19 protein-coding genes are annotated in these 24,599 nt (G+C 64.2%); 13 read left to right on the top strand and 6 right to left on the bottom strand.

The window, feature by feature from the left end; genetic code table 11:
• The first annotated feature begins 2 nt into the window (after positions 1 to 2).
• Both AC1ROB_RS14750 and cysG read left to right on the top strand, forming a co-directional pair.
• Entirely contained in the window at positions 3 to 2,675 is a 2,673-nt protein-coding gene (locus AC1ROB_RS14750) for a nitrate reductase (protein ID WP_492970379.1), read from the top strand.
• Complete coding sequence (cysG, locus tag AC1ROB_RS14745; protein ID WP_492970380.1) at positions 2,647 to 4,077, top strand: siroheme synthase CysG; 1,431 nt, start codon at positions 2,647 to 2,649, stop codon at positions 4,075 to 4,077. The genes AC1ROB_RS14750 and cysG overlap by 29 nt, the downstream gene beginning before the upstream one ends.
• On the opposite strand, the gene AC1ROB_RS14740 is transcribed toward cysG, so the two are convergent.
• Positions 4,074 to 4,412: a DUF1491 family protein gene (locus AC1ROB_RS14740; protein ID WP_492970381.1), complete on the bottom strand. Its 339-nt coding sequence runs from the start codon at positions 4,410 to 4,412 to the stop codon at positions 4,074 to 4,076. The two genes, cysG and AC1ROB_RS14740, sit on opposite strands and share 4 nt — an antisense overlap.
• A gap of 116 nt (positions 4,413 to 4,528) precedes the next feature.
• Here AC1ROB_RS14740 and AC1ROB_RS14735 point away from each other — a divergent pair, with 116 nt between their 5' ends.
• A complete protein-coding gene (locus AC1ROB_RS14735; RefSeq protein WP_492970382.1) occupies positions 4,529 to 5,203 on the top strand; it encodes a GntR family transcriptional regulator in 675 nt (224 codons plus the stop codon).
• Positions 5,204 to 5,209: 6 nt separating this feature from the next.
• On the opposite strand, the gene AC1ROB_RS14730 is transcribed toward AC1ROB_RS14735, so the two are convergent.
• Positions 5,210 to 6,154 carry a DMT family transporter gene (locus AC1ROB_RS14730; protein ID WP_492970383.1) on the bottom strand — a complete coding sequence of 315 codons (945 nt, stop codon included), beginning with the start codon at positions 6,152 to 6,154 and terminating at the stop codon, positions 5,210 to 5,212.
• Between the two features lie 144 nt (positions 6,155 to 6,298).
• On the opposite strand from AC1ROB_RS14730, the gene msrA reads away from it, so the two are divergent.
• The 4 genes from msrA to AC1ROB_RS14710 all read left to right on the top strand — a co-directional run bounded on the left by msrA (position 6,299) and on the right by AC1ROB_RS14710 (position 9,742).
• Entirely contained in the window at positions 6,299 to 6,961 is a 663-nt protein-coding gene (gene msrA / locus AC1ROB_RS14725) for a peptide-methionine (S)-S-oxide reductase MsrA (RefSeq protein ID WP_492970384.1), read from the top strand.
• 42 nt (positions 6,962 to 7,003) lie between these two features.
• A complete protein-coding gene (locus tag AC1ROB_RS14720) occupies positions 7,004 to 7,465 on the top strand; it encodes an Lrp/AsnC family transcriptional regulator (protein ID WP_492970385.1) in 462 nt (153 codons plus the stop codon).
• Entirely contained in the window at positions 7,462 to 8,073 is a 612-nt protein-coding gene (locus AC1ROB_RS14715; RefSeq protein ID WP_492970386.1) for a LysE family translocator, read from the top strand. The genes AC1ROB_RS14720 and AC1ROB_RS14715 overlap by 4 nt, the downstream gene beginning before the upstream one ends.
• Positions 8,074 to 8,158: 85 nt before the next feature.
• Positions 8,159 to 9,742 (top strand): ABC transporter substrate-binding protein, encoded by a 1,584-nt coding sequence (locus AC1ROB_RS14710; RefSeq protein WP_492970765.1) that lies wholly within the window; start codon positions 8,159 to 8,161, stop codon positions 9,740 to 9,742.
• Between the two features lie 53 nt (positions 9,743 to 9,795).
• On the opposite strand, the gene AC1ROB_RS14705 is transcribed toward AC1ROB_RS14710, so the two are convergent.
• A complete protein-coding gene (locus AC1ROB_RS14705) occupies positions 9,796 to 10,566 on the bottom strand; it encodes an NAD kinase (RefSeq protein ID WP_492970387.1) in 771 nt (256 codons plus the stop codon).
• 140 nt (positions 10,567 to 10,706) lie between these two features.
• Between AC1ROB_RS14705 and AC1ROB_RS14700 the strand changes: the two genes are divergently transcribed.
• Positions 10,707 to 11,192 carry a molybdopterin-guanine dinucleotide biosynthesis protein A gene (locus AC1ROB_RS14700; protein WP_492970388.1) on the top strand — a complete coding sequence of 162 codons (486 nt, stop codon included), beginning with the start codon at positions 10,707 to 10,709 and terminating at the stop codon, positions 11,190 to 11,192.
• Positions 11,193 to 11,204: 12 nt separating this feature from the next.
• Positions 11,205 to 12,788 (top strand): ABC transporter substrate-binding protein, encoded by a 1,584-nt coding sequence (locus tag AC1ROB_RS14695; protein WP_492970389.1) that lies wholly within the window; start codon positions 11,205 to 11,207, stop codon positions 12,786 to 12,788.
• A 35-nt stretch (positions 12,789 to 12,823) separates the two neighbouring features.
• Here the strand turns inward: AC1ROB_RS14695 and moaA are convergent, their stop codons facing one another.
• From moaA to AC1ROB_RS14680, 3 genes are all read right to left on the bottom strand, one after another.
• The gene (moaA, locus tag AC1ROB_RS14690) at positions 12,824 to 13,816 is read right to left on the bottom strand and encodes a GTP 3',8-cyclase MoaA (RefSeq protein WP_492970390.1); all 993 of its coding nucleotides are present in this window, start codon (positions 13,814 to 13,816) and stop codon (positions 12,824 to 12,826) included.
• A gap of 68 nt (positions 13,817 to 13,884) precedes the next feature.
• Positions 13,885 to 16,563, bottom strand: coding sequence for a bifunctional acetate--CoA ligase family protein/GNAT family N-acetyltransferase (locus AC1ROB_RS14685; RefSeq protein WP_492970391.1), 2,679 nt, complete (start codon positions 16,561 to 16,563; stop codon positions 13,885 to 13,887).
• A 9-nt stretch (positions 16,564 to 16,572) separates the two neighbouring features.
• Positions 16,573 to 18,033, bottom strand: a complete 1,461-nt coding sequence (locus tag AC1ROB_RS14680) for a lipopolysaccharide biosynthesis protein (protein ID WP_492970392.1) — start codon at positions 18,031 to 18,033, stop codon at positions 16,573 to 16,575.
• A 102-nt stretch (positions 18,034 to 18,135) separates the two neighbouring features.
• On the opposite strand from AC1ROB_RS14680, the gene AC1ROB_RS14675 reads away from it, so the two are divergent.
• The 4 genes from AC1ROB_RS14675 to AC1ROB_RS14660 all read left to right on the top strand — a co-directional run bounded on the left by AC1ROB_RS14675 (position 18,136) and on the right by AC1ROB_RS14660 (position 24,440).
• Positions 18,136 to 19,830 (top strand): tetratricopeptide repeat protein, encoded by a 1,695-nt coding sequence (locus AC1ROB_RS14675; RefSeq protein WP_492970393.1) that lies wholly within the window; start codon positions 18,136 to 18,138, stop codon positions 19,828 to 19,830.
• Entirely contained in the window at positions 19,817 to 21,880 is a 2,064-nt protein-coding gene (locus tag AC1ROB_RS14670) for a tetratricopeptide repeat protein (protein WP_492970394.1), read from the top strand. The genes AC1ROB_RS14675 and AC1ROB_RS14670 overlap by 14 nt, the downstream gene beginning before the upstream one ends.
• The gene (locus AC1ROB_RS14665) at positions 21,877 to 23,367 is read left to right on the top strand and encodes a tetratricopeptide repeat protein (RefSeq protein ID WP_492970395.1); all 1,491 of its coding nucleotides are present in this window, start codon (positions 21,877 to 21,879) and stop codon (positions 23,365 to 23,367) included. The genes AC1ROB_RS14670 and AC1ROB_RS14665 overlap by 4 nt, the downstream gene beginning before the upstream one ends.
• A 236-nt stretch (positions 23,368 to 23,603) precedes the next feature.
• Positions 23,604 to 24,440, top strand: a complete 837-nt coding sequence (locus tag AC1ROB_RS14660) for a flagellin (RefSeq protein WP_492970396.1) — start codon at positions 23,604 to 23,606, stop codon at positions 24,438 to 24,440.
• Positions 24,441 to 24,599: the final 159 nt, after the last annotated feature.

Raw genomic sequence — 24,599 nt, 5'->3', positions numbered from 1 at the left:
TCATGACGGGCGTCACCGAGACTCGCACGACTTGCCCCTATTGCGGGGTTGGCTGCGGCCTGACGGTGACGCGGGATGAAGCCGGCAGCGTGGCAGTGAAAGGCGACGCTGACCATCCGGCCAATTTCGGCCGCACCTGCTCCAAGGGCTCGGCGCTGGGCGAAACACTCGGCCTGGACGAGCGGCTGCTGCATCCGGTCGTGGAGGGCGCTCGCACGACTTGGAATACGGCCCTGGATCGCGTGGCCTCCGTGTTTGCCGATACCATTGCGCAGCATGGCCCGGACTCGGTGGCCTTTTATGTCTCGGGCCAGTTGCTCACCGAGGATTATTACGTCGCCAACAAGCTGATGAAGGGTTTTATCGGCTCGGGCAACATCGACACCAATTCCCGGCTCTGCATGGCTTCGGCCGTCGCGGGGCACAAGCGCGCCTTCGGCACCGATACGGTGCCGGGCAGCTATGAGGATTTCGAGCAGGCCGATCTGGTCGTGCTTGTCGGCTCGAATCTCGCCTGGTGCCATCCGGTGCTGTTCCAGCGTCTGGCCGCCGCCAAGACGGCGCGCCCGGACATGACCGTTGTCGTCATCGATCCGCGCCGCACCATGACGGCACGGTCCGGCGACCTGCATCTGGCGCTCAATCCCGGTTCCGATGTCGCGCTGTTCAACGGGCTGCTGGTGCATCTGATGGATGCCGGCAAGGCGGATGCCGCTTTTGTTGATGCCCATACCGCCGGCATCGCCGCGGCACTGGCGGCGGCGCGCGGCCTGTCGCTGGCCGAGGTGGCCGAAGTCACCGGCCTGAGCCAGGTCGAGCTGCGACGGTTCTACGATCTGTTTGCCCGCACCGAGCGCGTCGTCACCGGCTTCTCGCAAGGTGTCAACCAGTCGAGCAGCGGCAGCGACAAGGTCAACAGCATCCTCAATTGCCATCTCTTCACCGGCCGCATCGGCAAGCCGGGTGCCGGCCCGTTCTCGATCACCGGCCAGCCCAATGCCATGGGCGGTCGTGAGGTCGGCGGCCTGGCCAACCAGTTGGCCTGCCATATGGAGCTGGGCGATGCCGGTCATCGCCGCATTGTTCAAGGTTTCTGGAAGTCACCGCGCATCGCCGACAAGCCGGGCCTGAAGGCCGTCGACCTGTTTCGTGCCGTGAAGGATGGCGCGGTGAAGGCCATCTGGATCGCCGGCACCAATCCGGTGGACAGCTTGCCCGATGCCGACGATGTGCAGGCGGCGCTGCAAGCCTGCCCCTTCGTTGCGGTATCCGATGTCATGGCGGTGACCGATACGGCGCGCCATGCCCATGTGCTGCTGCCGGCCGCCGCCTGGGGTGAAAAGGATGGTACGGTAACCAACTCCGAACGCCGCATCTCGCGCCAGCGTCCCTTCCTGCTGATGCCGGGCGAAGCAAGGCCAGACTGGTGGATTTTCACGGAAGTGGCAAAGCGCATGGGCTGGAGTGACAGCTTTGCCTATGAGCGTCCGGCCGATGTGTTCCGCGAATATGCGCAGCTCAGCGGTGTCGAGAATGATGGCGGCCGTGACTTCGACATTTCCGCTCTGGGTGAGATCACCGCCACCGAATATGAGAGCCTGTCGCCCTTTCAATGGCCCTATGTCGCCGGCACGGACCGCAGCGAGCGCCGTTTCTTTGCCGATGGGCGCTTTTACACGCCGGATCGCCGCGCGCGCTTTATCGCCACGCCATTCAAGGCACCCATGGAGCAGGTCTCGGATGAATGGCCGCTGGTGCTGAATACCGGCCGGATACGTGACCAGTGGCACACCATGACCCGCACGGCGCTGTCGCCGCGGCTGATGGGCCATATCGCCGAGCCTTTTGTGGAAGTGCATCCCGACGATGCCGCACGCTTTGGCGTTGCCGCCGCCGGTCTCGCGGTGATCGAGAACCCCCGCGGACGCATGCTGGCCCGCGTGCTGGTGACACCGGACCAGAAGCGCGGCACGATCTTCGCGCCGCTGCACTGGACCGACCAGCTGAGCGCGCAGGCCCGGGTCGATACGCTGGTCAATCCGGCGACCGATCCGGTTTCCGGCCAGCCCGAGCTGAAATTCACCGCCGTATCGCTGCGGTCTTATGAGGCGGCCTGGTACGGCTTTGCTGTCATGGCGCACAAGCCGGCAGAGATCGAAGCCGGTTACTGGACGCTGGCGCGTGCAAAGGATGGCTGGCGGCTGGAACTCGCCGATGAGGCCCTGCCGCAGGACTGGACGGTCTTTGCCCGCATGCTGTTCGGCATTGCCGAAGATGCCACGGTCGAAGTTCTGGCCTATCACGATGCGGCTTCGCGCCAGCATCGCTTTGCCGCCTTCCGTGATCAGCAGCTGATCGGCGCATTGTTTGTCGGCCCGGAGCCGGTGGCGGTGTCGCGCGCCTGGGCGGCGGAACAGCTGGGGCTGGCGGTTGCCAATCCGGCCGCGCGGTTGCGTCTGCTGGCCGGCCGTGCCGGTGCGGATCAGCCCGATCGCGGCGCCATCGTCTGTGCCTGTTTCGACATCGGCAGCAACCAGATTGCCGGCGCAGCCAGCGCCGGCTGTCAGACCGTTGAAGCCGTTGGTGTCGCCACCCAGGCCGGCACCAATTGCGGCTCCTGCCGCAGTGAAATCCGGAGGATCATCGATGCAGCCCGTATCCAGAAAGCCGGCTGAGGCCGTGCAGGCGCAGCGCATCGGGCAACTGGCGAAACTGCCGGTATTCCTAGATCTGCACGGCAAGTCCGCTATCGTCGCCGGCGGTACGGCGGCGGCGGCCTGGAAGGCCGAGCTGCTGGCGGCGGCCGGCGCCAGCGTGACGGTTTATGCCAATGACTTCAGTGCCGAGATTCTGGCCCTGGATGTCTTGCGGATCGAACGCGGCTGGCAGCCGGATGATCTCCGCAATGTAACCCTGGCCGTTATCGACGCCGCGGATGATGTGGAAGGTGCGGCCTTCCATGCGGCGGCCCGGACCGCCGGCGCCATCTGCTCGGTGATCGACAAGCCGGCCCATTGCGACGTGCAGTTCGGCGCTATCGTCAACCGTTCGCCCGTGGTGATCGGCATTTCCACCGATGGCGCCGCACCGGTGCTGGCGCAGGCGATTCGTCGCCGCATCGAGACGGTACTGCCCGCCACGCTCAGCCGCTGGGCCACGGCTGCGAAGAGCATTCGCCGTCATCTGGCCGAACGCCTGCCGACGGTGGCGCAGCGCCGCAGCTTCTGGGAGCGGTTTGCAGAACGCGCCTTCCTCGAACCCACGGTGCCATCCGACAGTGAACTGCTGCAGGGCCGGGCTGCCACTGTGACCGGGCATGTCACCCTGGTGGGTGCTGGTCCCGGCGATGCCGAGCTGTTGACCCTGAAGGCCATGCGCGCCCTACAGTCGGCCGATGTGATCCTGTTCGACGATCTGGTTTCTGACGATGTGCTGGAACTGGCGCGGCGCGAAGCCCGGCGCATGATGGTGGGCAAGCGCGGCGGCCGGCCGAGCTGCAAACAGGAAGAGATCAATGCCCTGATGATCAAGCTGGCGGCGCAGGGCAAGCGCGTGGTGCGGCTGAAGGCCGGCGATCCGATGGTCTTCGGTCGTGCCGGCGAGGAGATTGCGGCGTTGGACGCCGCCGGCATTCCGGTGACAGTGGTGCCGGGGATCACGGCGGCGCTGGCGGCAGCCTCCAGCCTCGGCGTGTCGCTCACTCATCGCGATGCCGCGCATTCGGTGCGCTTCGTCACCGGCCATTCACGGCGCGGCGGCCTGCCTGATGATCTGGACTGGCGCGGACTGGCCGATGCCGAGACATCGCTGATGGTCTACATGGCCGGTCGCACCGGCGGGAACTTTGCCGCGCGGCTGATCGGGCAGGGGCTGCCGGCCGGCACGCCGGTGGTTGTCGTGTCTGCTGTTTCGCGGCCTGAGGAGCAGCGCTGGCATGGTTCGCTGGCGCAGCTGGGCGAGGGCCTGCAGCAGATGGGGATCGACAGCCCTGTGCTGGTGGGAATTGGCCAGGTGTTTGCCGCAGCGCAGCGAAAGGCTGTCGCCACGCCGACCGAACGGATCACCCGTATCGCCTAGAGGATCGGCCCTTCGACGAAGACCCGTCCCTTGGGATCTTCCACCTCGATCACATACAGGTCGGGGTCGCGGCGGATCGCCTTTTCGATGGCGGCTTCGGCTTCGGCATCGCTCAGACGGTCGGCGCCGCCCAGCTTCAGCCAGCCGGCCCGGCCCTCGGCATCACGGGCCTGGCCCAGCACCATGGCTTCCTGAGCACTGAAGGCGATTTTGAGCAGCACGGTACCGGCATCCGGGTCGCCCTTGCGGCGGATCGCCACCGGAATCGCTTCCAGGTCGTATCGCCGCAGTACCGCCTGGACCAGCAGCCGGGTTTTCAGCCTTGCTTCGCTCATGGCCGCACCCTGCCCCGGAATGGCGCCCGCCACAAGGCAGGGTCACAAGGCGGCGGAGGCATGCTGGCGGGGGGCGCGGGCCGCTGGTAGACTGTGAGTCGGTTCCGGAGAGCCAGATGAACCAGTTGAAACCGGAGATCGATCTCGACATCGCGGGCAAACGCACCCGCGCAGGAACCCTGCGCCAGCGCATTGCCGACGAGATTCTGTCCGGCGCCCTGCCGCCCGGTGCGCGCCTGGAAGAGCAGGATCTGGCCGACCGTTTCGGCGTGTCGCGTACCCCGGTGCGCGAAGCCCTGAAAGCCCTGGTCGAAACCGGTCTGGTGGAAATCCGTCCCCATCGCGGCGCCCTGGTCGCCATTCCCAGTCGCCAGCATATGCATGACCTGTTCGAGGTGATGCGCGAGCTGGAGGCGATCAGTGCACGCTATGCCGCCCAGCGCATGACCGCGGGCGAGCGCAAGAAGCTGGAAGAACTGCACGAGCGGTCGCGCTTCATGGTGCGCGACGGTGAGATCGACGCCTATGCGGCGATGAATGTCGCATTCCATACCCTGATCTACGAAGGCACGCATAATACGGCGCTGGTGGAGAATACGATGACGGTGCGTCAGCGCCTGTCGCCATTCCGCCGCGCCCAGTTTCGTCTCGTCGGTCGCCTGGCCAGCTCGTTCGCCGAACATGATGCTGTGGTGCGGGCGATCCTGCAGGGCGATGCCGGTGCGGCCGAACAGGCCATGGCGCATCACATCGGCACGGTCGACGTCGCCTCGGAAGAATTCACGAAATAATCGCCGTTACTTGACCGGCATGCTGCGTGTTGCCTCGTCCTGGGCGCGGATGCGTTCGCGGTGCAGCACGTAAAGGCCGCTGCCGACGACAATGACGATTCCGCCCCAGGCCAGCAGATTGGGGATATCGCCCCAGACCACGAAACCCGAGACCAGAGCGAAGATCAGCCCGGTGTAGCGGAAGGGCCCGACGGTGGCGAGGTCGCCATGACGGAAGGCGTCGACGATCAGCAGATAACCGATAATCAAGAAGACGCCGGCGCTGGCCAGCAAGAGGTATTCGCGCCAGGTGATACTGGCCCAGCCTTCAAAAACCGAGAGTATCAGTGCGCCGCCCAGTACGAAGATCGAATTGGTCAACGCGATGACCAATGAGGGAATGTTCTGGTCGATCCGACGCGTGGTCAGGTCACGCGTCACGATGAAAATGGTGGAGGCCATTGCCACCAGCGCATAGGCGTTAAAGCCTTCAGCGCGGGGCTGAACGATCAACATAATACCGCCGAAGCCGACAACCACTGCGGTCCAGCGCCGCCAGCCAACCGGGACCTGCAGAAACATCGCTGCTACGGCGGTCATCAGCAGCGGCGTGCTCATGTTGATCGCCGTGATATTGCCGATCGGCATGTGGAACAGCGCCACCAGGTAAAGAATCGTGGCGATCACATCCAGGCTGCTGCGCGCCATGACTGCGGGGTTGATGGCGCGGCGCAACTGGGCCACCTGGCCGGTGGCGAAGACCAGCGCCAGAAGAAGCAGGGTGGCTATGATATTGCGCAGTGTGATCAGCTGGCCGGTCGGTGTGGTGGTGCTGGCCAGTTTGATCAGGGTGTCGTTGGTGACGAAGGCGCCCATGCCCAGAATCATCGAGGCCACGCCGCGACGGGTGCCGTAGCCGAACAGGCGGGCATAGAAAGGTATGGCAGCGGGAGATGGCGGGACGGGACGCATTGTTGTGATTTTGATTCTGTAAAACGGCACACTACCTATATTGCCTGCGGCCGGATACCCGCCGGCCTGCAGGGCAGTCCTGTGCGGAATGCAGGGCTGCGCACTATATTACTGACAGCCGATCCGCCGACCCTGGAGATTGCCATGTGGTTCACTGCGCCGCGTCATAAGATTGAATTGCCTGCGCGCGACAAGGCCTTGCCCGGCCGCAGCAGCGTCATGCCGGTCCCGGCCAAGCATTTCGTCAACGGCCATGCGATCAAAGGCCCGTTCCCCGAGGGGATCGAACTGGCGACGTTCGGGCTGGGCTGCTTCTGGGGTGCGGAGCGCAAATTCTGGCAGGCGGGACCGGGCGTCTACAGCACGGCGGTGGGCTATGCCGCCGGTTATACGCCGAATCCGACTTATGAAGAGGTCTGCAGCGGCCTGACCGGCCATAACGAGGTGGTGCAGGTGGCCTTCGACCCGAAGGTGATCTCCTATGCCGCCCTGCTGAAGATTTTCTGGGAAAGCCACGATCCGACCCAGGGCATGCGTCAGGGCAACGACACCGGTACCCAGTATCGCTCCGGGATTTATGTCCATTCGGCCGAACAGCGGCGGGTAGCGGAAGCCTCGCGCGCGGCTTATCAGGTGGCGCTGACCAAGGCTCGGCGGGCCAAGATCACCACCGAAATCCTTGATGCGCCGCCATTTTATTATGCCGAGGATTACCATCAGCAGTATCTGGCCAAGAATCCCAATGGTTACTGTGGGTTAGGTGGAACCGGGGTCTCCTGTCCCATCGGCCTCGAGGTTGTGCAGTAAGTTTTTCTTACTTTTGGCGTCCATGCCGTATAAAAACACGGCATGGACGACTTTGATCGGAAAATACTAGAGCATATTCAGGTATTCGGGCGTAGTTCGTACGGAGAGATCGGGGCGGTTATCGGCCTGTCGGTTTCGGCGGTGAACGAGCGGCTGAAAAAGCTGGAAAAGCAGGGCGCCATCGCTGGTTGGACAGCGCGCCTGGACCCGGTAGCCGTCGGCTGCGAAGTTCTCGCCTTCGTCTATGTCCTGATTGAACGGCCGGAGCATGAGCCGGCTTTTCTGGCCCTGGTGCGGGAAGAACCCACCATCCAGGAATGCCATCATGTGGCTAGTGACTGGTCCTACCTGCTGAAGGTGCGCACGGCGAGCCTGGCCTCGCTGGAGGACCTAGTGGCCCGCCGCATCAAGGCGTTGCCGGGCATTCCCCGCAGCCAGAGCATCATTGTGCTGTCCACGGCCAAGGAAACCGCGGCCATTGCGATCCCGGTACCCCGGACGTGACGGCGGATTCAGAGCTTTTTCTGCGCGGCATCCTGCTCGGGCTGGCGGTCGCCATGCCGGTGGGACCGATTGGCGTGTTGTGCATCCAGCGTAGTCTGGCCGGCGGATTCTGGGCCGGATTCAGCGGCGGAATCGGCACTGCCGTGGCCGATGCCGTGTATGCCGCGCTGGCGGCAGCCGGCTTTGCCGCCCTGGCCGGCCGTATCGGGCCGGTACAGGGTGTTCTGCATTGGGCGGGGGCAGCCTTTATGCTCTGGCTCGGCTGGAAAACCATCACCAGTCCGGTGACCGATGCGGCCGCCGACCTGCCGCAGGCTGGCCGGCCCCTGCGGCTTTTCGCTGTCACATTCGTGCTGACCATGAGTAATCCGACAACCATTCTGTCCTTTGCCGCCCTGTTTGCCGGACTGGGGCTGGCAGCCGATCCGACGCTGGATGCAGCGGCCATGGCGGTTGCCGGGGTTTTCATCGGTTCGCTGCTTTGGTGGGCTGTTTTGAGCGGCGGCGTGGCGGCATTACGACAGCGGATCGGTCGCACGGCGCGGGTCTGGATCAATCGTATTGCCGGTAGTGCGCTGATCCTGTTCGCACTCGCACTCGTGCTCTAGCCAAGCCTTGTCAGCCCCGGGCTGAATCGGCAAGCTGCGTCCCCAGTTTGGCGCAACGAGGCGCCATTTAAAGGAGATATCCGTGATGATGATGCGATGGAAAACGTTGGGCGCGGCGCTGCTGCTGACGACTGGCGTATTGGCCGCGCCGATGCTGTCGGCCCAGGAACTCAAAATCGGCATTTCGACCGAGCCGAGCGCGATGGACCCGCACTATCACAATCTCGGTCCGAACAACCAGCTCGCCTTCACCATTTTCGACACCCTGATCCTGCAGGACGAGACCCAGAAGCTGGTGCCCGGTCTGGCCGAAAGCTGGACGGCCCTCAACGACACCACCTGGGAATTCAAGCTACGCAAGGGCGTGAAGTTCCATGACGGTTCGCCGTTTACCGCGGCCGACGTCGTCTTCTCGATGGCGCGCCCGGCCAAGGTGCCGAACAGCCCCTCGCCGTTCACGCTGTTCACCCGCTCGTTCAGCGAAGTGAAGGTGGTCGACGACTTCACCGTGCAGTTCATCACCAAGGCGCCCGCGCCGCTGCTGCCGACCGATGTCAGCCGCGTCGCCATCATGTCGTCCAAGGCCGCCAAGGCCGATGTCGCCGAAGGCATGACCACCGAAGCGCTCGGCAAGGGCGAAGGCCTGGTCGGCACCGGCGCCTACAAGTTCGTCGAGTGGACCCGCGGCAACCGCATCGTCTTTGCTGCCAACAAGGATTACTGGGGCGACAAGCCGAAATGGGAACGGGTGATCTATCGCCCGATGTCGAATGACGCCGCCCGTGTGGCAGCCCTGCTTGCCGGCGATGTCGACATGATCGAGAATCCGCCGCCGGCCGATCTGAAGAAGCTGCGCGAGAATCCGAATGTGAAGATCAGCCAGGCTGTTTCGAACCGCCTGATCTACATCCATCTCGACAGCTTCAGCACGCCGGCCACGCTGGGCATCACCGACGTTACCGACAAGAATCCGCTGAAGGACGTGCGCGTCCGCAAGGCGCTGTCGATGGCGATCAACCGTGACGCCATCACCAGCCGTATCATGGAAGGCCTGGGCCAGCCGACTGGCGACTTCCTGCCGTCGCCGATGTTCGGTACCCGCAAGGATGCCAAGCCGGAAGCCTTCAATTCCGACGCGGCCAAGAAGCTGCTCGCCGATGCCGGCTATCCGAACGGCTTCAGCATCACGCTGGGCACGCCGAACAACCGCTATATCAATGATGCCGAAGTGGCACAGGCGGTGGCGTCGCAGTGGACCCGTATCGGTGTGAAGACCAAGGTGGATGCCACCACGGCCACCGTGTTCTTCAAGAACCGCGACGAGTTCAAGTATTCTGCCTATCTGGCTGGCTGGGGCGCCGGCACCGGCGAAATGTCGGATCCGCTGCGCTCGCTGGTCGCCACGCCGATCCGCGAAAAGGGCTTCGGCGGCACCAACAAGGGCCGGTATTCGAACCCGCAGCTCGATGCAATCATCGAACAGGCGCTCGGCACCGTCGACAATGGCAAGCGCGAAATGCTGCTGCAGCAGGGCTCGAAGATGGCGATGGACGACCAGGCGCTGATCCCGCTGCATATCGAGATCACGCCCTGGGCGACCCGCAAGGGCCTCAGCTACAAGGCGCGCGCCGACCAGTACACGGTCGCCAACGGCGTCGCCCGCGACTGACCGCGGCACAGCCGGAAACAAAGACGCCGCGGGAGCGATCCCGCGGCGTTTTTTTATGAGAGGAACTGTTCGTTGAGGATGCGCTCTTCCAGGCTGTGGCCGGCATCGAACAGCAGGGTTAGGCTGAGATCCGGCGCCTCGCGGATTTCCACGCTCACCACATCGCGCACTTCGTTGAAATCGGCGGTCGCCGAGACCGGACGCTTGGCGGTTTCCAGCACTTCGATTTTCACTGTGGCATTGCGGCCGAGCAGGGCACCGCGCCAGCGGCGCGGTCGGAAGGCGCTGATCGGCGTCAGTGCCAGCACCCCGGCCGAAAGCGGCAGCACCGGGCCGTGGGCGGACAGGTTATAGGCGGTGGAGCCGGCTGGCGTCGCCACCAGGGTGCCGTCGCAGACCAGTTCCTCTACGCGCACGCGGCCATCGATCAGGATGCGCAGCTTGGCGGTCTGGCGCGTCTGCCGCAGCAGCGCCACCTCGTTGATCGCCAGCGCTTCATGGCTTTTGCCCGAGGCGGTGGTGGCACGCATGCGCAGCGGATGCACAGTGGCGGCCTGGGCTTCGTTCAGCCGCTCGACGAGGCTGTCTTCGCTGTATTCGTTCATCAGGAAGCCCAGCGTGCCCTGATTCATGCCATAGATCGGCGTCTGGCCGGTCATATACTGGTGCAGGGTCTGCAGCATGTAGCCGTCGCCACCGAGCGCCACGATCACATCGGCCTTTTCCGGCGCCACATCGCCATAGCGTGCGGCCAGCCGTGCGCGCGCGGCCTCGGCGGCATCGCCTCTGGCGGCAACAAAGGCGATCTTGTTAAACTGCGTCATGGGATACGTGCCCGCCAGCCTTGGTTGGAGCGACTTCAGACCTGCAACTGCGGTCAGTATAACCAGCCGGGCAGGGGGCGGACAGCCCTCGGCGCGGCCGTCGAAGGCGGGATTGCCAGCTACAGGGGTGTGGGATGCTGATGCGTCGGTTCAGACAGGTTTTCATCATCCAGGCCCTGGCCGTGCTGTTGCTGGCCGGTATGGCTGACGCGGCGGAAAAGGATCGCCATGCGGGTTACTATTATCCGCCGCTCACATCCCGCGAGGTCTACAAGGCGCGCGCCGTGGTAATGCCGGAGGCATCGGGCGATGTGCGCCTGGGTTTTGTCACCGGGTTGGCCTACCAGCAGAATGCCCGGCCCTATCCGCCCACCTTTGTCATGTTCGCCAAGGGCGAGGACTTCGAGCGCCTGATTATCGTCGCCATCGGTAACGGGTTCCGCGGCCTGTATCAGGCGCGGGCGGTGCTGGCGCAGATGACCAGCATTGCGCGAGGCGCGCCGGTGTTTCGCGACAACGGCCTGCAGGATATGCTGACCTTCCTCGACCTGGCCCGTATGCTGGGCTTTGAGGAATTGACCATTTCCGATGGGCAGACTTTCGCTCATCGCATCGATCTGAAATAGAGGATTGCGGCCATGACGGTATCGGTTTGGAAGCGGCTGGCGGTTGCGACAGTGCTGTCGCTGGGCGTCGCCATGGCGGCGCATTCGGCCGGGGCGCAGGAGCTGCGGATTGGCCTGTCGACCGAGCCCAATTCCATGGACCCGCATTACTTCAACCTGACGGCCAATAACCAGATTGCCTATTCGGTTTTCAGTACCCTGATCCAGCAGGACGAGACGCAAAAGCTCACGCCTGGTCTTGCCGAAAGCTGGACGGCGCTCGACGACACCACATGGGAATTCAAGCTGCGCAAGGGCGTGAAGTTCCATGACGGTTCGGCTTTCACGGCAGCCGATGTCGTCTTCTCGATGGCGCGCACGGGGAAGGTGCCGAACAGCCCGTCGCCCTTTACTGTCTTTGCCCGCGCTTTTTCCGATGTGAAGGTGATCGACGATCACACGATTCATTTCATCACCAAGGGGCCGACACCGCTGCTGCCCAACGACCTGAGTCGCGTCGCCATCATGTCGTCCAAGTCGGCCAAAGCCGATCTCGCCGAGGGGCTTGCTACCGAAGCGCTTAACCGCGGCGAGGGCCTGGCCGGCACAGGACCGTACAAGTTCGTCGAATGGACACGCGGCAACCGGCTGGTGCTGGCGGCCAATCCGGATTACTGGGGCGGCAAGCCGAAATGGGACCGGGTCATCTACCGCCCGATGTCGAACGATGCCGCACGCGTTGCCGCACTGCTCGCCGGCGACGTTGACATGATCGAGAATCCACCGCCGGCCGACATGAAGAAGCTGCGCGAGAATCCCAACCTGAAGATCAGCGACGTGGTGTCGAACCGCCTGATCTATATTTCGCTGGATGTGGGCGAGCCGACCGCGGGCATCCCTGATACCGACGGCAAGAATCCGCTGCGTGACGTGCGCGTGCGCAAGGCGCTGTCGCTGGCGATCAACCGCGAGGCGATTGCCAGCCGCATCATGGAAGGCTTGGGCAAGCCGGTGGGCGATTTCCTGCCCAGCCCGATGTTCGGCACCCGCCCGGATGCCAGGCCCGATCCATATGACGCCGACCGCGCCAAGAAGCTGTTGGCCGAGGCGGGTTACCTGAACGGTTTCACCATCACCATCGGTTCGCCGAACAACCGCTATATTAACGATGCCGAAGTGGCGCAGGCGATTGCCTCGCAATGGACCCGCATCGGCGTCAAGGCCAAGGTGGACGCTGTGAATGCCACGGTGTTTTTCAAGAACCGTGACGAATTCAAATATTCGGCCGGCCTGGTCGGCTGGGCTGCCGGTACTGGCGAAATGTCGAACCCGCTGCGTTCCATTGTCGCCACCGTCAACCGCGAGAAAGGTTTCGGCACGGCGAACAAGAGCCGCTACTCCAACCCGGCGCTTGATACGATCATCGAGCAGGCCATCGGCACGGTGGATAACGCCAAACGCGAGGCGCTGTTGCAGCAGGGCTCGAAGATGGCGCTGGATGACCAGGCGCTGATCCCGCTGCATATCGAGGTGACGTCCTGGGGATTGCGCAAGGGTTTCAGCTACAAGGCCCGCGCCGACCAGTACACCCTGGCCGATGGAGTGTCGAAAGACTGAGGCTCAGCCGGCCGCTTAATCAGCCGCCGGTCTGGTCAGCCTCCGGTCACGCTCATATGGCGCGGCACGGCGGCGGTGGCCTGGCGGCGATCGATAATGAAGTCATGGCCCTTGGGCTTGCGGGCGATGGCTTCCCGGATGGCGGCTTCCAGGGGCAGGTCGCTTTCCGACATCCGTAGCGGTGCGCGCAGATCGGCGGCATCGTTCTGGCCCAGGCACATATATAACGTACCTGTGCAGGTGAGGCGCACGCGGTTGCAGCTCTCGCAGAAATTATGCGTCATCGGCGTGATGAAGCCGAGCCGTCGGCCGGTTTCTTTCACGGTGTAATAGCGCGCCGGACCACCGGTTTGATAATCGGTATCTTCGAGAGTCCATTTGCGCTGGATCTGGCCGCGTGCCATCGACAGCGGCAGATACTGGTCCAGCCGAGCAGCTTCGCCGATCTCGCCCATCGGCATCACCTCGATAAATACGAGGTCAAAGCCTTCATCGCCGCACCAAGCGATCAGGTCGTTGAATTCCATGTCATTGACGCCGCGCAGGGCGACGGCATTAATCTTCACTTGCAGCCCGGCTGCCTTGGCGGCCTGCAGGCCGGCCATCACCTTGTCGAGCTTGCCCCAGCGGGTGAGCTCGGTAAACTTTTCGGCATCCAGCGTATCGAGCGAGACGTTGATGCGGCGCACACCGGCCGACGCTAGGCCATCGGCGTATTTTTCCAACTGACTGCCATTGGTGGTGAGCGTCAGTTCGTCAAGCGCACCGGTTTTCAGGTGGCGACCAAGATTGTCGATCAGGGTCATGATGCCGCGGCGCACCAGAGGTTCGCCGCCGGTCAGGCGCAGCTTGCGCACCCCCATGCGCACAAAGGCCGAGCAGAGCCGGTCGAGTTCTTCCAGGCTCAGGACGTCGGCTTTCGGCAGGAAGGTCATGTCTTCCGCCATGCAGTAGACACAACGGAAATCGCAGCGGTCGGTGACCGACACGCGCAAGTATGAAATCGAACGGCCGAAGGGGTCCTGCATGGTGGCGCTTAAGATAGTGGCGGGGCAGGGTCCGGGCAACCCCGGCCAATCCCGGGCTTTGCGGCGGTTTACGCCAGCGGCAGCCGGACCTCGACAACATCATGCCCGTGGCTGCCGGCACTTTTGAAGCCCAGTTCGGTGGCCAGCGCCCGCATCGCCTGGTTTTCGCGCAGGATGTCGCCAATGATCTCCCGGGTCCCGCGCTGCCGGCAATAGTCGATAATCTTTCGCATCAGGATTTCGCCCAGGCCCTGCCCCTTCATGTCGGTCCGCACCAGCACGGCAAATTCGGCGCGCAGATTGTCGGGGTCGGTGATCGCGCGCACCACACCCAGGGTCTCAGCCTGTCCGTCACTCTTGAGGCGTGTGGCGATGAAGGCCATCTCGCGCTCGTAGTCAATCTGGGTGAAGCGTGCCATTTCCGAATGCGGCAGGCTGCGCATCGGCGAGAAAAAGCGCAGGCGGTAATCCTCGGCCGAAACCTGGCTGACGAATTCGGCGTGGGCGGGTTCATCCTCGGGGCGGATCGGCCGCAGGAGGACCTTTTCGCCGTCCCGCAGTTCGATGGTTTCTTCCAGGCCGCTGGGATAGGGGCGGATCGCCAGACGGTCATGACCCGTCACCGTGCTGTGCCGCACCACCATGCGGGCATCCAGCGCCATCATGCCTTGGTCGTCGGCGTAAAGCGGATTGATATCGAGTTCGGCGATCTCGGCATGATCGGCGATCATCTGGGCGACGCGGATGATCAGGGCGGCCAGGGCATCGCGGTCGACCGGCGGAAAGTCGCGATATCCGGCCATCAGGCGGCTGACCTTGGTGCGGTCGATCAGATCCTGGGCCAGATGCATGTTCAGCGGCGGCAGGGCCACGGCGCGGTCGCCGATCACTTCGACCCCCACACCGCCCTGGCCGAACATGATGGCGGGACCGAAAATCGGATCGGTTAGAGCGCCAACGATCAGTTCGTGCGCGCGCGGCCGCCTGATCATGGCCTGAACCGTGAAGCCGTCGAGGCGCGCCTGCGGCCGATGCTGGCGGACGCGCTCGAGCATGGCGACGGCGGCAGCCAGCAGTTCTGCTTCGCTGCTGAGATTGAGGGCCACGCCGCCGACATCGGATTTATGCGTGATGTCGGGCGACAGAATCTTCAGCGCAACCGGGTAACCGATGTGCTGTGCCGCAGCAACCGCATCGGCCGGGGTTGCAGCGGCGGCGGTCGGCACGGTCGGGATGCCATAGGCGGCGAGAATGCGCTTGGCTTCGATCTCGTTGAGCATGCTGCGCTGTTCTGCCAGCGCCGTCTGGATCACGGTGCGGACGGCGGCATGATCGGGCTGGAAATCCTGCGGCATCTCTGCCGGTGTTTCCATGAGGTTTTTCATGTTGCGCCGATAGTCCACCATATGGGTGAAGGCGCGGATCGCGGCGTCGGGCGTGTCATAAGAGACCAGTCCCGCTTCGGCAAAGGCCTTGCGTGCCGGCAGCACGGAATCGCCGCCCGACCAGCAGGTGAGGATATTCTTCGTGGTGCCGCGCGCGGTTGCGATCACCGCTTCGGCCGGCGCCAGCGGCGGCGCAATCGCGGTCGGGGCGTGCATGACCAGAACGGCATCGACGCCGGGATCGGTCATCACCGCATGCAGTGCTGCGGCATACCGCTGGGGCTGTGCATCGCCGATAATATCCACCGGGTTGGCATGCGACCATGTGGTCGGCAACACCCGGTCGAGCGCCGCCACGGTGATGGGGTTCAGTTCCGCCAGCAGGCCACCATGTTCGATCAGGGCGTCGACCGCCATCACACCCGGACCGCCGCCATTGGTCACGATGGCCAGACGCTCGCCCGGCAGGCGGCGGCTGCGCGCCAGGGTTTCGACGGTCTCGAACAGTTCTTCGATGCCGTCCACCCGCAGGATACCGGCGCGTCGCAATGCGGCTGTGTAAACATCATCGCCACCGGCCAGCGCCCCGGTATGCGAGGCTGCGGCCTGCGCAGCGCGTGCGTTGCGTCCCGATTTTACGGCGACGATCGGTTTGGTGCGGGCGGCTGCGCGGGCCGCCGACATGAATTTGCGCGCGTTCTTGACGGACTCGATATACAGCAGGATGGCACGCGTCTGCGGATCGCTGGCGAGATAATCGATGATGTCGCCGAAATCCACGTCGGCACTGTCGCCGACCGAAAGGAAATGGCTGAAGCCGATGCCATGCTGCTTGGCCCAGTCGAGCACGATGGTGCATAGCGCACCGGACTGGCTGACAAAGGCGAGTTGTCCGGCCTCGGCATTGGTATGGGCGAAGCTGGCATTCAGGCGCAGGCCGGGCACCAGCAGGCCGATGCCATTCGGTCCCAGGATGCGCAGCAGATGCGGCTTGGCGGCATCCAGCATCGCCTGCTGCAACGTACGGCCATCGGCCGTGGTCTCGGCCGAGAGGCCGGCGGTGAGCACGACTGCGGCGCGGCAGCCCATGGCCGCCAGGGCCTCGATCTGCGGCGGGACCTGTGCGGGCGGCACGGCGATGACGGCCAGATCCGGTGCGCTGGGCAGGGCGGTCACGCTGCCATAACAGGGCCGTCCCTGCAGGTTGCGGTATTTCGGATTAACCGGCCAGACCGCGCCGGCAAAGCCGCCCTGCACCAGATTGTCGAGCACGACAGTCCCTACCTTGCCCGGCCGGTCCGAGGCGCCGATGACGGCGACCGAGCGCGGTGCGAACATTTTGTCGAGATTGCGAATCGTCATGCGGCAGCACTATAGCGGATCGGTGACGGTGGCGTGACGCACCATATGAATGGCCGGCGGAATGGCAGCCAGCACCAGGGCAACGGCCAGCCAGTCCGGCAACGGCCCCCAGAGGATCATGGCTGCGCAACCGCCGATCAGCAGCACGCTCAGCGCGAGTGCAGATGCTGTTATGCGTTGTGGGCAATGCTGCCAGGCCGCGACAGTCAGAGTAACGGTGCTTGCCAGATTGGCCAGCAGCATCGCGCCGGCCACGCCTTCCAGTCCGGCCAGACGTGCAGCCGGCCAGACTGTGGCAAGGAATATTCCGAGCGCCAGCAGGTTGTTGCTGACCGACCAGCCGGTGCGACCGGTTCGCAGGATGCCGCTGGTGAGTGGCGATTTCACGGTAATGACCACGCGCGACAGCAGCAGCAGCGCATAGAGCCCTGCCATCTGCGGCATGGGATCATGGGCCAGCAGTCCCGACAGTAGCGGTTGTGCAACCAATGCAGCGAGAGCAAGCAGTGCCGCCGCCGCAAGGGCAAGGCTGGTCACCCGACTGACGATCTGTGCGGCTTCGGGACGGCGTAGGGCGTGGTGCATAAGGCCGCCCCAGGCCATGAAAAAGGGCAGGGCCAGCAGGCCTTCGAACAGCAGGGTGATGCGATTGACCACCAGGAACAGGCCAGCCGCCTCGATGGAGATCATGGCGGCGAGCAGAAAACGGCAGAGTGTATCGAGGCTGTAACGCAGCATCAGTCCCAGCATCAGCGGCACGCCATACCGCAGCAGCCGTGCCATTTCGTCACCACGGATTTTCAGAGACAGGCGGCGTCCCACCATGGACAGCGCGAACAGGCTGGATAATCCCAGCGACACGGCCTGTGCGATCAGCAGGCCGGACAATCCGTAATCCAGTCCGGCGACCAGCCAGGTGCTGAGCAGCAGCAGCAGCACCAGTTGGGCGATGGCAATGGCGCCGGTGAGCCAGATATGGCGGCTGGCGCGTAATTCGGTCAGCAGCATGGATTGTACCGCGCCGAACAGCGGCGGTGGCAGCAACAGCCAAGCCATCGGCAACGGCGCCGCGTCGAAATAGGCCATGACCGACGCGCTGGAAAACAGCAAAACCAGCAGCAGGCCGATCAGAAGACTGGCGGTGATGGTGAGCAGCAGCGCGTTGCCGAGCAGGACGGGGCGCTGCTCGGGCGGGTGCTGTGCATAATAGTAGAGATAGGCGAATTTCATGCCCAGCATGGCCAGCGTGCCGGCTTGCACCTGCGCCGCCTCGATCAGGCTGTAGAGGCCCAGCTCCGATGGCGACAGGTACGCGGTGATCAGCGGCAGCAGCAGCAGATTACCGAGGGTGAGCATGCCAAGCGACAGGAAATAGCCGGAATAATCGCGCAGCAGGGCGGCGGTGAAGGCGGCCGGGCCGGCCAGCCGTTCCGGTGCGCGGGCGCTGGACAGGTCTGCGCTGGTGGGCATGGACTCGGGAACGCTCAGGACATTCTCCCGGGACGGGGCCTGACCGCAGTCGGGGGCTTACGAATCCCTTAACGGTCATGGCATAAACATCGGCATATTATCATGCAGCCCGATCATATTATCCGGAAAATCAATGAAGCGCTGGCCGCGGCCAAGGCGTTCCAGGCCGGCCGTCGTTTCGATGACGCGCGCCATGCCTGCAGTCTGGTGCTGAAAGTCGATCCGCAGAATCGGCGGGCGAAGATTCGCCTCGGCCTGATCGCGAATGCCGAAGGCCATTACGAGCTGGCTGCCGGTTATTTCGATGAAGCCGTAGTGCAGATGCCGCAGGATGCCTATGCCGTGCGCTTGCTCGCCATGGCCTGGCGCCAGGCCGGCCGGCCCGAGCAGGCCGAGGAAGTGCTGGATCGTCTGATGCCAGTACTGCCCGAAGATGCCGAGCTGTTGCTGGAAAAGGCGCGCTGCCGCATCGACCGCGACGCGGCGACTGAAGCCGTGCCCTATCTCGAGCGCGCCGTGGCCCTGGCGCCCGATCATGCGACAGCCAACAGCTTTCTGGGCATCGCGCGGCGCAGCGCCGGCGATCGTCCGGGCGCGCTGAGCGCTTTTCAGGCCGCACTCGCGCTCGACCCGCGCGATGTGGCGGCGCTGAACGGCATCGGCAACGATCTGCTGGAGCGCGAACAGTTCGATCAGGCCGTGGCCTATTACCGCAAGGCGCTGGAGTTGCAGCCGGGCTTCATGAAGGCGCACAAGAACCTCGCCTACACACTGAGCCTCACCGACGATACGGTAGCCGCGCGCGCCTGTTTCGAGGATTTGCTGGCGCGCTATCCAGCCTACGCCGAAGCACGGATGGATTTCGGTCTGTTCCTGCTGTCCAACCGGGACTACGACCGCGGCTGGCGCGAATTCGAGGGGCGCTGGGATTTCAATGGCTATCGCGAACCCGACTGGGGCGTCGGTCTGCCACGCTGGGACGGCGCGCCGCTGGCCGGGAAGCATCTGCTGCTATGGGGCGAGCAGGGCATCGGCGACCACATCCTCTATGGCACGATGCTGCCGGCTGCGATCAAACGGGCCGCAGGACTGGTGACCATTGCTGTCGAGAAGCGGCTGGTGCCGGTTTTCGCGCGGGCGCTGGCATCGGACCGGGTGCGTGTGATCGAACGCGACGCGACCATGCAGGCCGATCTGCAATGCCCGTTCGGCAGCATGGGACAGTGGTTGCAGGGTGAAGAACGCAATGGCGGCCATTATCTGAACGTGGACGAGGCGCGCGCGGCAACATTGCGGGCGCGCTATGCAGCATTGGGCAAGCCGGGCGACCGTTTGATGGGCCTGTCCTGGCGCAGCATCAACTGGCATATCGGCGCCTACAAGAGTCTCGATCTAAAAACACTGCTGCCGATCCTGAAGCGGCCCGGCATCGTCTGGGTCAGTCTGCAATATGGCGATGTGGCAAGAGAAATCGCCAAGCTGGCGGCGCGTCAGGGCATCGTGGTGCACCAGGACCCGGAGATCGACGCAACCAACGACCTTGAGGGTCTGGCAACGCAGATCGCGGCGCTGGATGGCGTGGTCAGCACCAGCAACTCGACCGTTCATTTCGCCGGCGGCCTGGGCAAGCCCTGCTGGGTGCTGCTGCCTTACGGGCGTGGTCGCATGTGGTACTGGCCGCGCCATGGCGAAACCACGCCATGGTACGACTCCCTGCATCTGATGCGTCAGCACTCGCCCGGCGACTGGTCGGGTCTTCTCGATGCGGTGAACGGGGCGCTCGATGGCCACGGCTGAAGCGAAATCCGAAGCCGCCCGTCTGCTGATGGCCGGGGTCGCTGCCCATGGCCGCAACGACCTGGCGCAAGCCCGGCAGAGCTACGAGGCCGCCTTGCAGGTGCTGCCCGATCAGGCCGATGCGCTGCATCTGCTTGGCGTGATCGCCGACCAGGAAGGCCGCCCAGCCGATGCCGTTGCCCTGATCCGCCGCGCCATCGTGTTATCGCCGCAGGCTGCCGAATTCCATGGCAATCTCGGCACGGCGCTGCTGGGCACCGGCGACCGGCCGGCCGCGATGGCGGCCTATCGTCAGGCCCTGGCCCTCGATCCGGCCTATGCGCAGGGTCATATCAATCTGGGCAACCTGCTGCAGGATGACGGCGATGCTGCGGCTGCATTGCCGCATTACCAGTCCGCCGTGGCGCTGGCGCCGGCCGATCCGGCGGCGCGGCGCGGTCTGGGTACGGCGTTGCTGGCGCTGAAGCGCGACCAGGCCGCGCTGGAACAGTTTGCCACGGCCATCCAGGCCAACCCCGATGTCGCCGATCTGCGTGATCTGGTGGCGCGTGCGCTCGGCAATCTCGGCCGCTATCCCGATGCGATCATGCATCATCGCAAGGCCATGGCGCGTGCGCCTGCCGATCTGCGCTATCGCGAATCCTATGCCAGCACGCTGCTGAAAAAAGACACACCCGGAGCGCGCAGCGAAGCCGAGCGCGAATTGATGGCCGTGCTGGCGCAGGAGCCGGACCGGCTTGAAGCGCTCATCACGCTCGGCGCCGTACTGATGAAGCAGCAGCGTCCCCATGATGCGCGGCCCTATCTGGAGCGTGCCCTGGCGCAGCGGCCGGACCGTCTCGATGCTCTGGTGAACTATTCGGCCGCGCTGTCCTTCGCCGGCCGTTTCCCCGAGGCGCTGGCAACGGCAGAACAGGCTAATCTGCTTTCGCCCGACGATTGCATCGTGCTGGCCCATCGCGGCACCGTGCATGAATATGCCGGCGACTATGAGCGTGCCCTGGCCGATTATGGTGCGGCGCTGCAGGCCACGCGCCGCCGCACGCCGGAGATGCTGGCCGAGGTGGAACTCAAGCTTGCGGTGCTGCAACTGTCGCTTGGCCGGTTTGCCGAGGGCTGGCCGCGCTATCGCGCGCGCACCGATGTGCGGCTGCCCGATCCGCGCGGCGCCGCCTTCCGGGCGATGCTGCCGGCCTGGGATGGCGAAGTTCGTGCCGGCCAACGCATCCTGGTCTGGGGAGAACAGGGCATCGGCGACCAGATCATCTATGCCGCGATGCTGCCCGCGTTGCAGGCGCGCGGGGCTGCCTTCATCTTTGTCTGCGATCCACGGCTGGTGCCATTGTTCCGCCGGTCCTTTCCGCAGATGGCGGTGGAAGCGGCGCGGGAAGGCGAGCTGGAGCGATTCAGGGGGCAGGCCGATGTACAGATCGGCCTGGGCGAACTCGGCCTGTGGCTGCGGCCCAGCCTGGCAGATTTCCCGGCACCGGCGGCTTATCTGCGTGCCGATGCCGATGCGGTTGCCGAACTGCGCCATCGGTATCGCAGCCATGGACGGAAACTCACCGTCGGCCTGATCTGGCGCAGCGGCAATGTACGCATGGGCGGCTACAAGAGTGTGCCGTTGCGCGACTGGGCGCCGGTACTGCGGCGCCCGGACATTCTCTTCGTTGACATGCAGTATGGCGATACGGCGGAGGAGCGCCGTCAGGTGCAGGAGACGCTTGGCGTCGATATCCTGCATGATGACAGCGTGGATGCCATGAACGATATCGACCGCTTCGCCGCCCAGTGCGCCGCCGTCGATCTGGTGATCGGGGTGAGCAGCAGCGGCCAGCATGTGGCGGCCGCGCTGGGCCAGCCCTGCTGGATCGTGCTGCCCGGCGGCCTCGGTCGGCTGTGGTACTGGTTTCTCGATCGCAGCGACAGTCCCTGGTATCCGCAGGTCCGTCTGTTCCGCCAGCCGCCGGGCCATAGCGAAGACTGGGCTGCGACCATCGCGCAGGTCGGCGCAGCGCTCGATGAGCGGTTGCAGGGAGGCGCGGCATGAGTATCTCGTGGCAGGTATTGCTGCAGCAGGCTGCAACCGATCATGCCGCCGGCGATCTGGTGCGCGCGGAGGCAGCTTATCTGTCGGTACTGCAGCAGATGCCGATGCAGGCCGATGCCCTGCATCTGCTCGGGGTGCTGCGGGACCAGCAAGGCCAGCATGAGGCTGCTGTCGACCTGATCCGGCAGGCTCTGCAGCAGGCGCCTGATGCTGCCATGTTCCACGGCAACCTTGGCAACGCGCTGCTGGCCCTGCAGCGAGCGGCTGAAGCTGAAGTGGCCTATCGCGATGCCATCCGCCTCGATGCGACCTATATCGAAGGGCATTACAATCTTGCCAATCTGCTGCGCGACCGTGGCGAGATTTCTGCCGCGCGCGAAGCTTTTGAAACCGCGCTGAGGTTGCAGCCTGACCATCTGCCGGCGCGTAACAACCTGGCGATGCTGCTGTGGGAAGATCTCGGCGACAGCGCGGGTGCGGCGGCGCAGTTCAACCGGCTGCTGGCGCTTGCGCCGGACTGGCCGGCGGCGCGCATGAATCATGGGCTGTTTCTGCTCGGCAATGGCCGCTATGCCGAAGGCTGGCGCGAGTATGAATGGCGCTGGCGCAATCCGGCCTATACGGAACGGGACTGGAGTCTCGGTCTGCCGCGTTGGAACGGCCAGCGCCTGGATGGCCCTCTGCTGCTGTGGGGCGAGCAGGGCGTTGGCGACCAGATTCTATATGGCACCATGCTGGCCGATGCGGCGCGGCGCTGTGGCCAGCGGGTCATCGTCGCTGTGGATCCGCGTCTGGTTGCATTGTTCACGCGCAGTCTGACCGGCGCGCAAGTCAGCGTTGTTGCACGCGGCGCGCCCGTTGATGCCGTCGCGCAGGCGCCATTCGGCAGCATGGGGCAGTGGCTGCGATTGCAGGAAACCGATTTCGCCGCATTGCCGGCACGCGGATATCTGCAGGCCGATGGCCTGCGGCAGCAGCAGTTGCGCGCGGTCTATCGTGATATGGCCGGTGCTGAGCGCGTGATTGCAGGCATCTCGTGGCGCAGCGGCAATACCAGTATCGGCGGCCATAAGAGCATTCCACTGCCGGATCTGCTGCCGGTGCTGCAACGGCGCGACATCTTCTGGGTCAGTCTGCAGTATGGCGATGTGGCCAGTGATCTGGCCTGGCTGGGCGAGCGCGGCGTGACGCTGCATCACGATCCGGCCCTTGATGGCCTGCTTGATATGGACGGCTTTGCCGCCCAGGTCGCAGCACTGGATCATGTGGTGACGGTCAGCAATACCGCCGTTCACGTGGCCGGAGCCCTTGGAATCGCCTGCCACCTGCTATTGGCCAGAGGGCGGGGACGGCTGTGGTATTGGCCGGCAGAAGGGGCTGACAGCCGGTGGTACCCGACTGTTACACTCTGCCGACAGATCAGTCCGGGCAGCTGGGACGGGCCGATCCAGGTCGTGACTCGGGCTTTTGAGGACCGCAAAAGGTAGATTTTATTGTAGTAAAACAGTCATTTGCCACCCGCCAAGGCAGTATAATTCGTGTGCGGAGCAGAGGCTTCCCTAACGGAAGCGATATGGTGAATAATTGGTAAAGATTTGGTAATGCTCCATTTTTCCCGCCTGTCACCCATTTTTTCTGTTGACGAGATGGCCGCCGGTCTGGTTTAAAAGCCACGGTCCTTAAAAAAGGGCATGCCTAACTACTTCCTAGAAAGGGAAACACAATGGCTAATTCGGTCAATACCAACGTTGGCGCGCTCGTCGCTCTGTCCTCGCTGCGCGGCCTCAACGCTGACCTCGACAAGACTTCCAAGCGAGTTCAGACCGGTTTCAAAGTTGCCGACGCGTCCGATGACGCCGCCGTCTTCGCGGTGGCGCAGGGCATCCGTGGCAACATCAAGGCTTATGCCTCGGTGCAGTCCTCGCTGGCTGCCGGCGAAGGCCTTGGCCAGGTGACCGCTGCCGCGCTGAGCGGCATCTCGAACCTCGTTGGCGACATCAAGGCGAAGTTCGCCAACCTCGCCGACGGCTCGCTGACCACTGACCAGCGCACCGTTTATCAGAACGACGTGACCAAGCTGATCGGTCAGATCACCAACTACATCAACCAGGCGACCTACAACGGCAAGAACCTGCTGAACAGCGACACCACCTCGGCGGTCACCTTCGTGGCCGACGTGACGGGCACCACGCTGACCCTGCAGAATTCGAGCAACCTGTCGACCGCGACGAGCGAAGCGGGCGGCCTGTCGGTCACTCTGGCTGCTTACACCTCGGCTGGCGGCTACTCGGCCGCTGTCTCGGGCCTGGGCACCTTCGAATCGCTGGTCAACTCCATCTCGGCGCAGATCGCCGCGCAGTCGCGCTCGATCACGCTGCAGAAGGGCTTCGTTGACGACCTGGTCGACGCCACCAAGAAGGGCCTTGGCGCCCTGGTTGACGCCGACGTTGCCGCTGAGAGCGCCACCCTGCAGTCCCTGCAGGTCCGCCAGCAGCTCAACATCCAGGCGCTGTCGATCGCCAACCAGCAGCCGAACACCCTGCTCAGCCTGTTCCGTTAATCGGCAGTCTGATCTCTTTCGGAAAAGGGGGCCTTATGGCCCCCTTTTTTTATCTTTTCGGTTTTCGGCCAAGGCCTGCCGGCGGCATTCCTTGACGGGGCTGCGGAAGCGGGATAGCCCTCTCTCAGGGCCCATCAACAGTGGAGGGAGGGGACGCAG

Source organism: Ferrovibrio sp. GW821-FHT12F09, from assembly GCF_058806775.1.
Note: the sequence above shows the minus strand (reverse complement) of the source record. Positions and strands in the feature narration are given on the sequence as shown.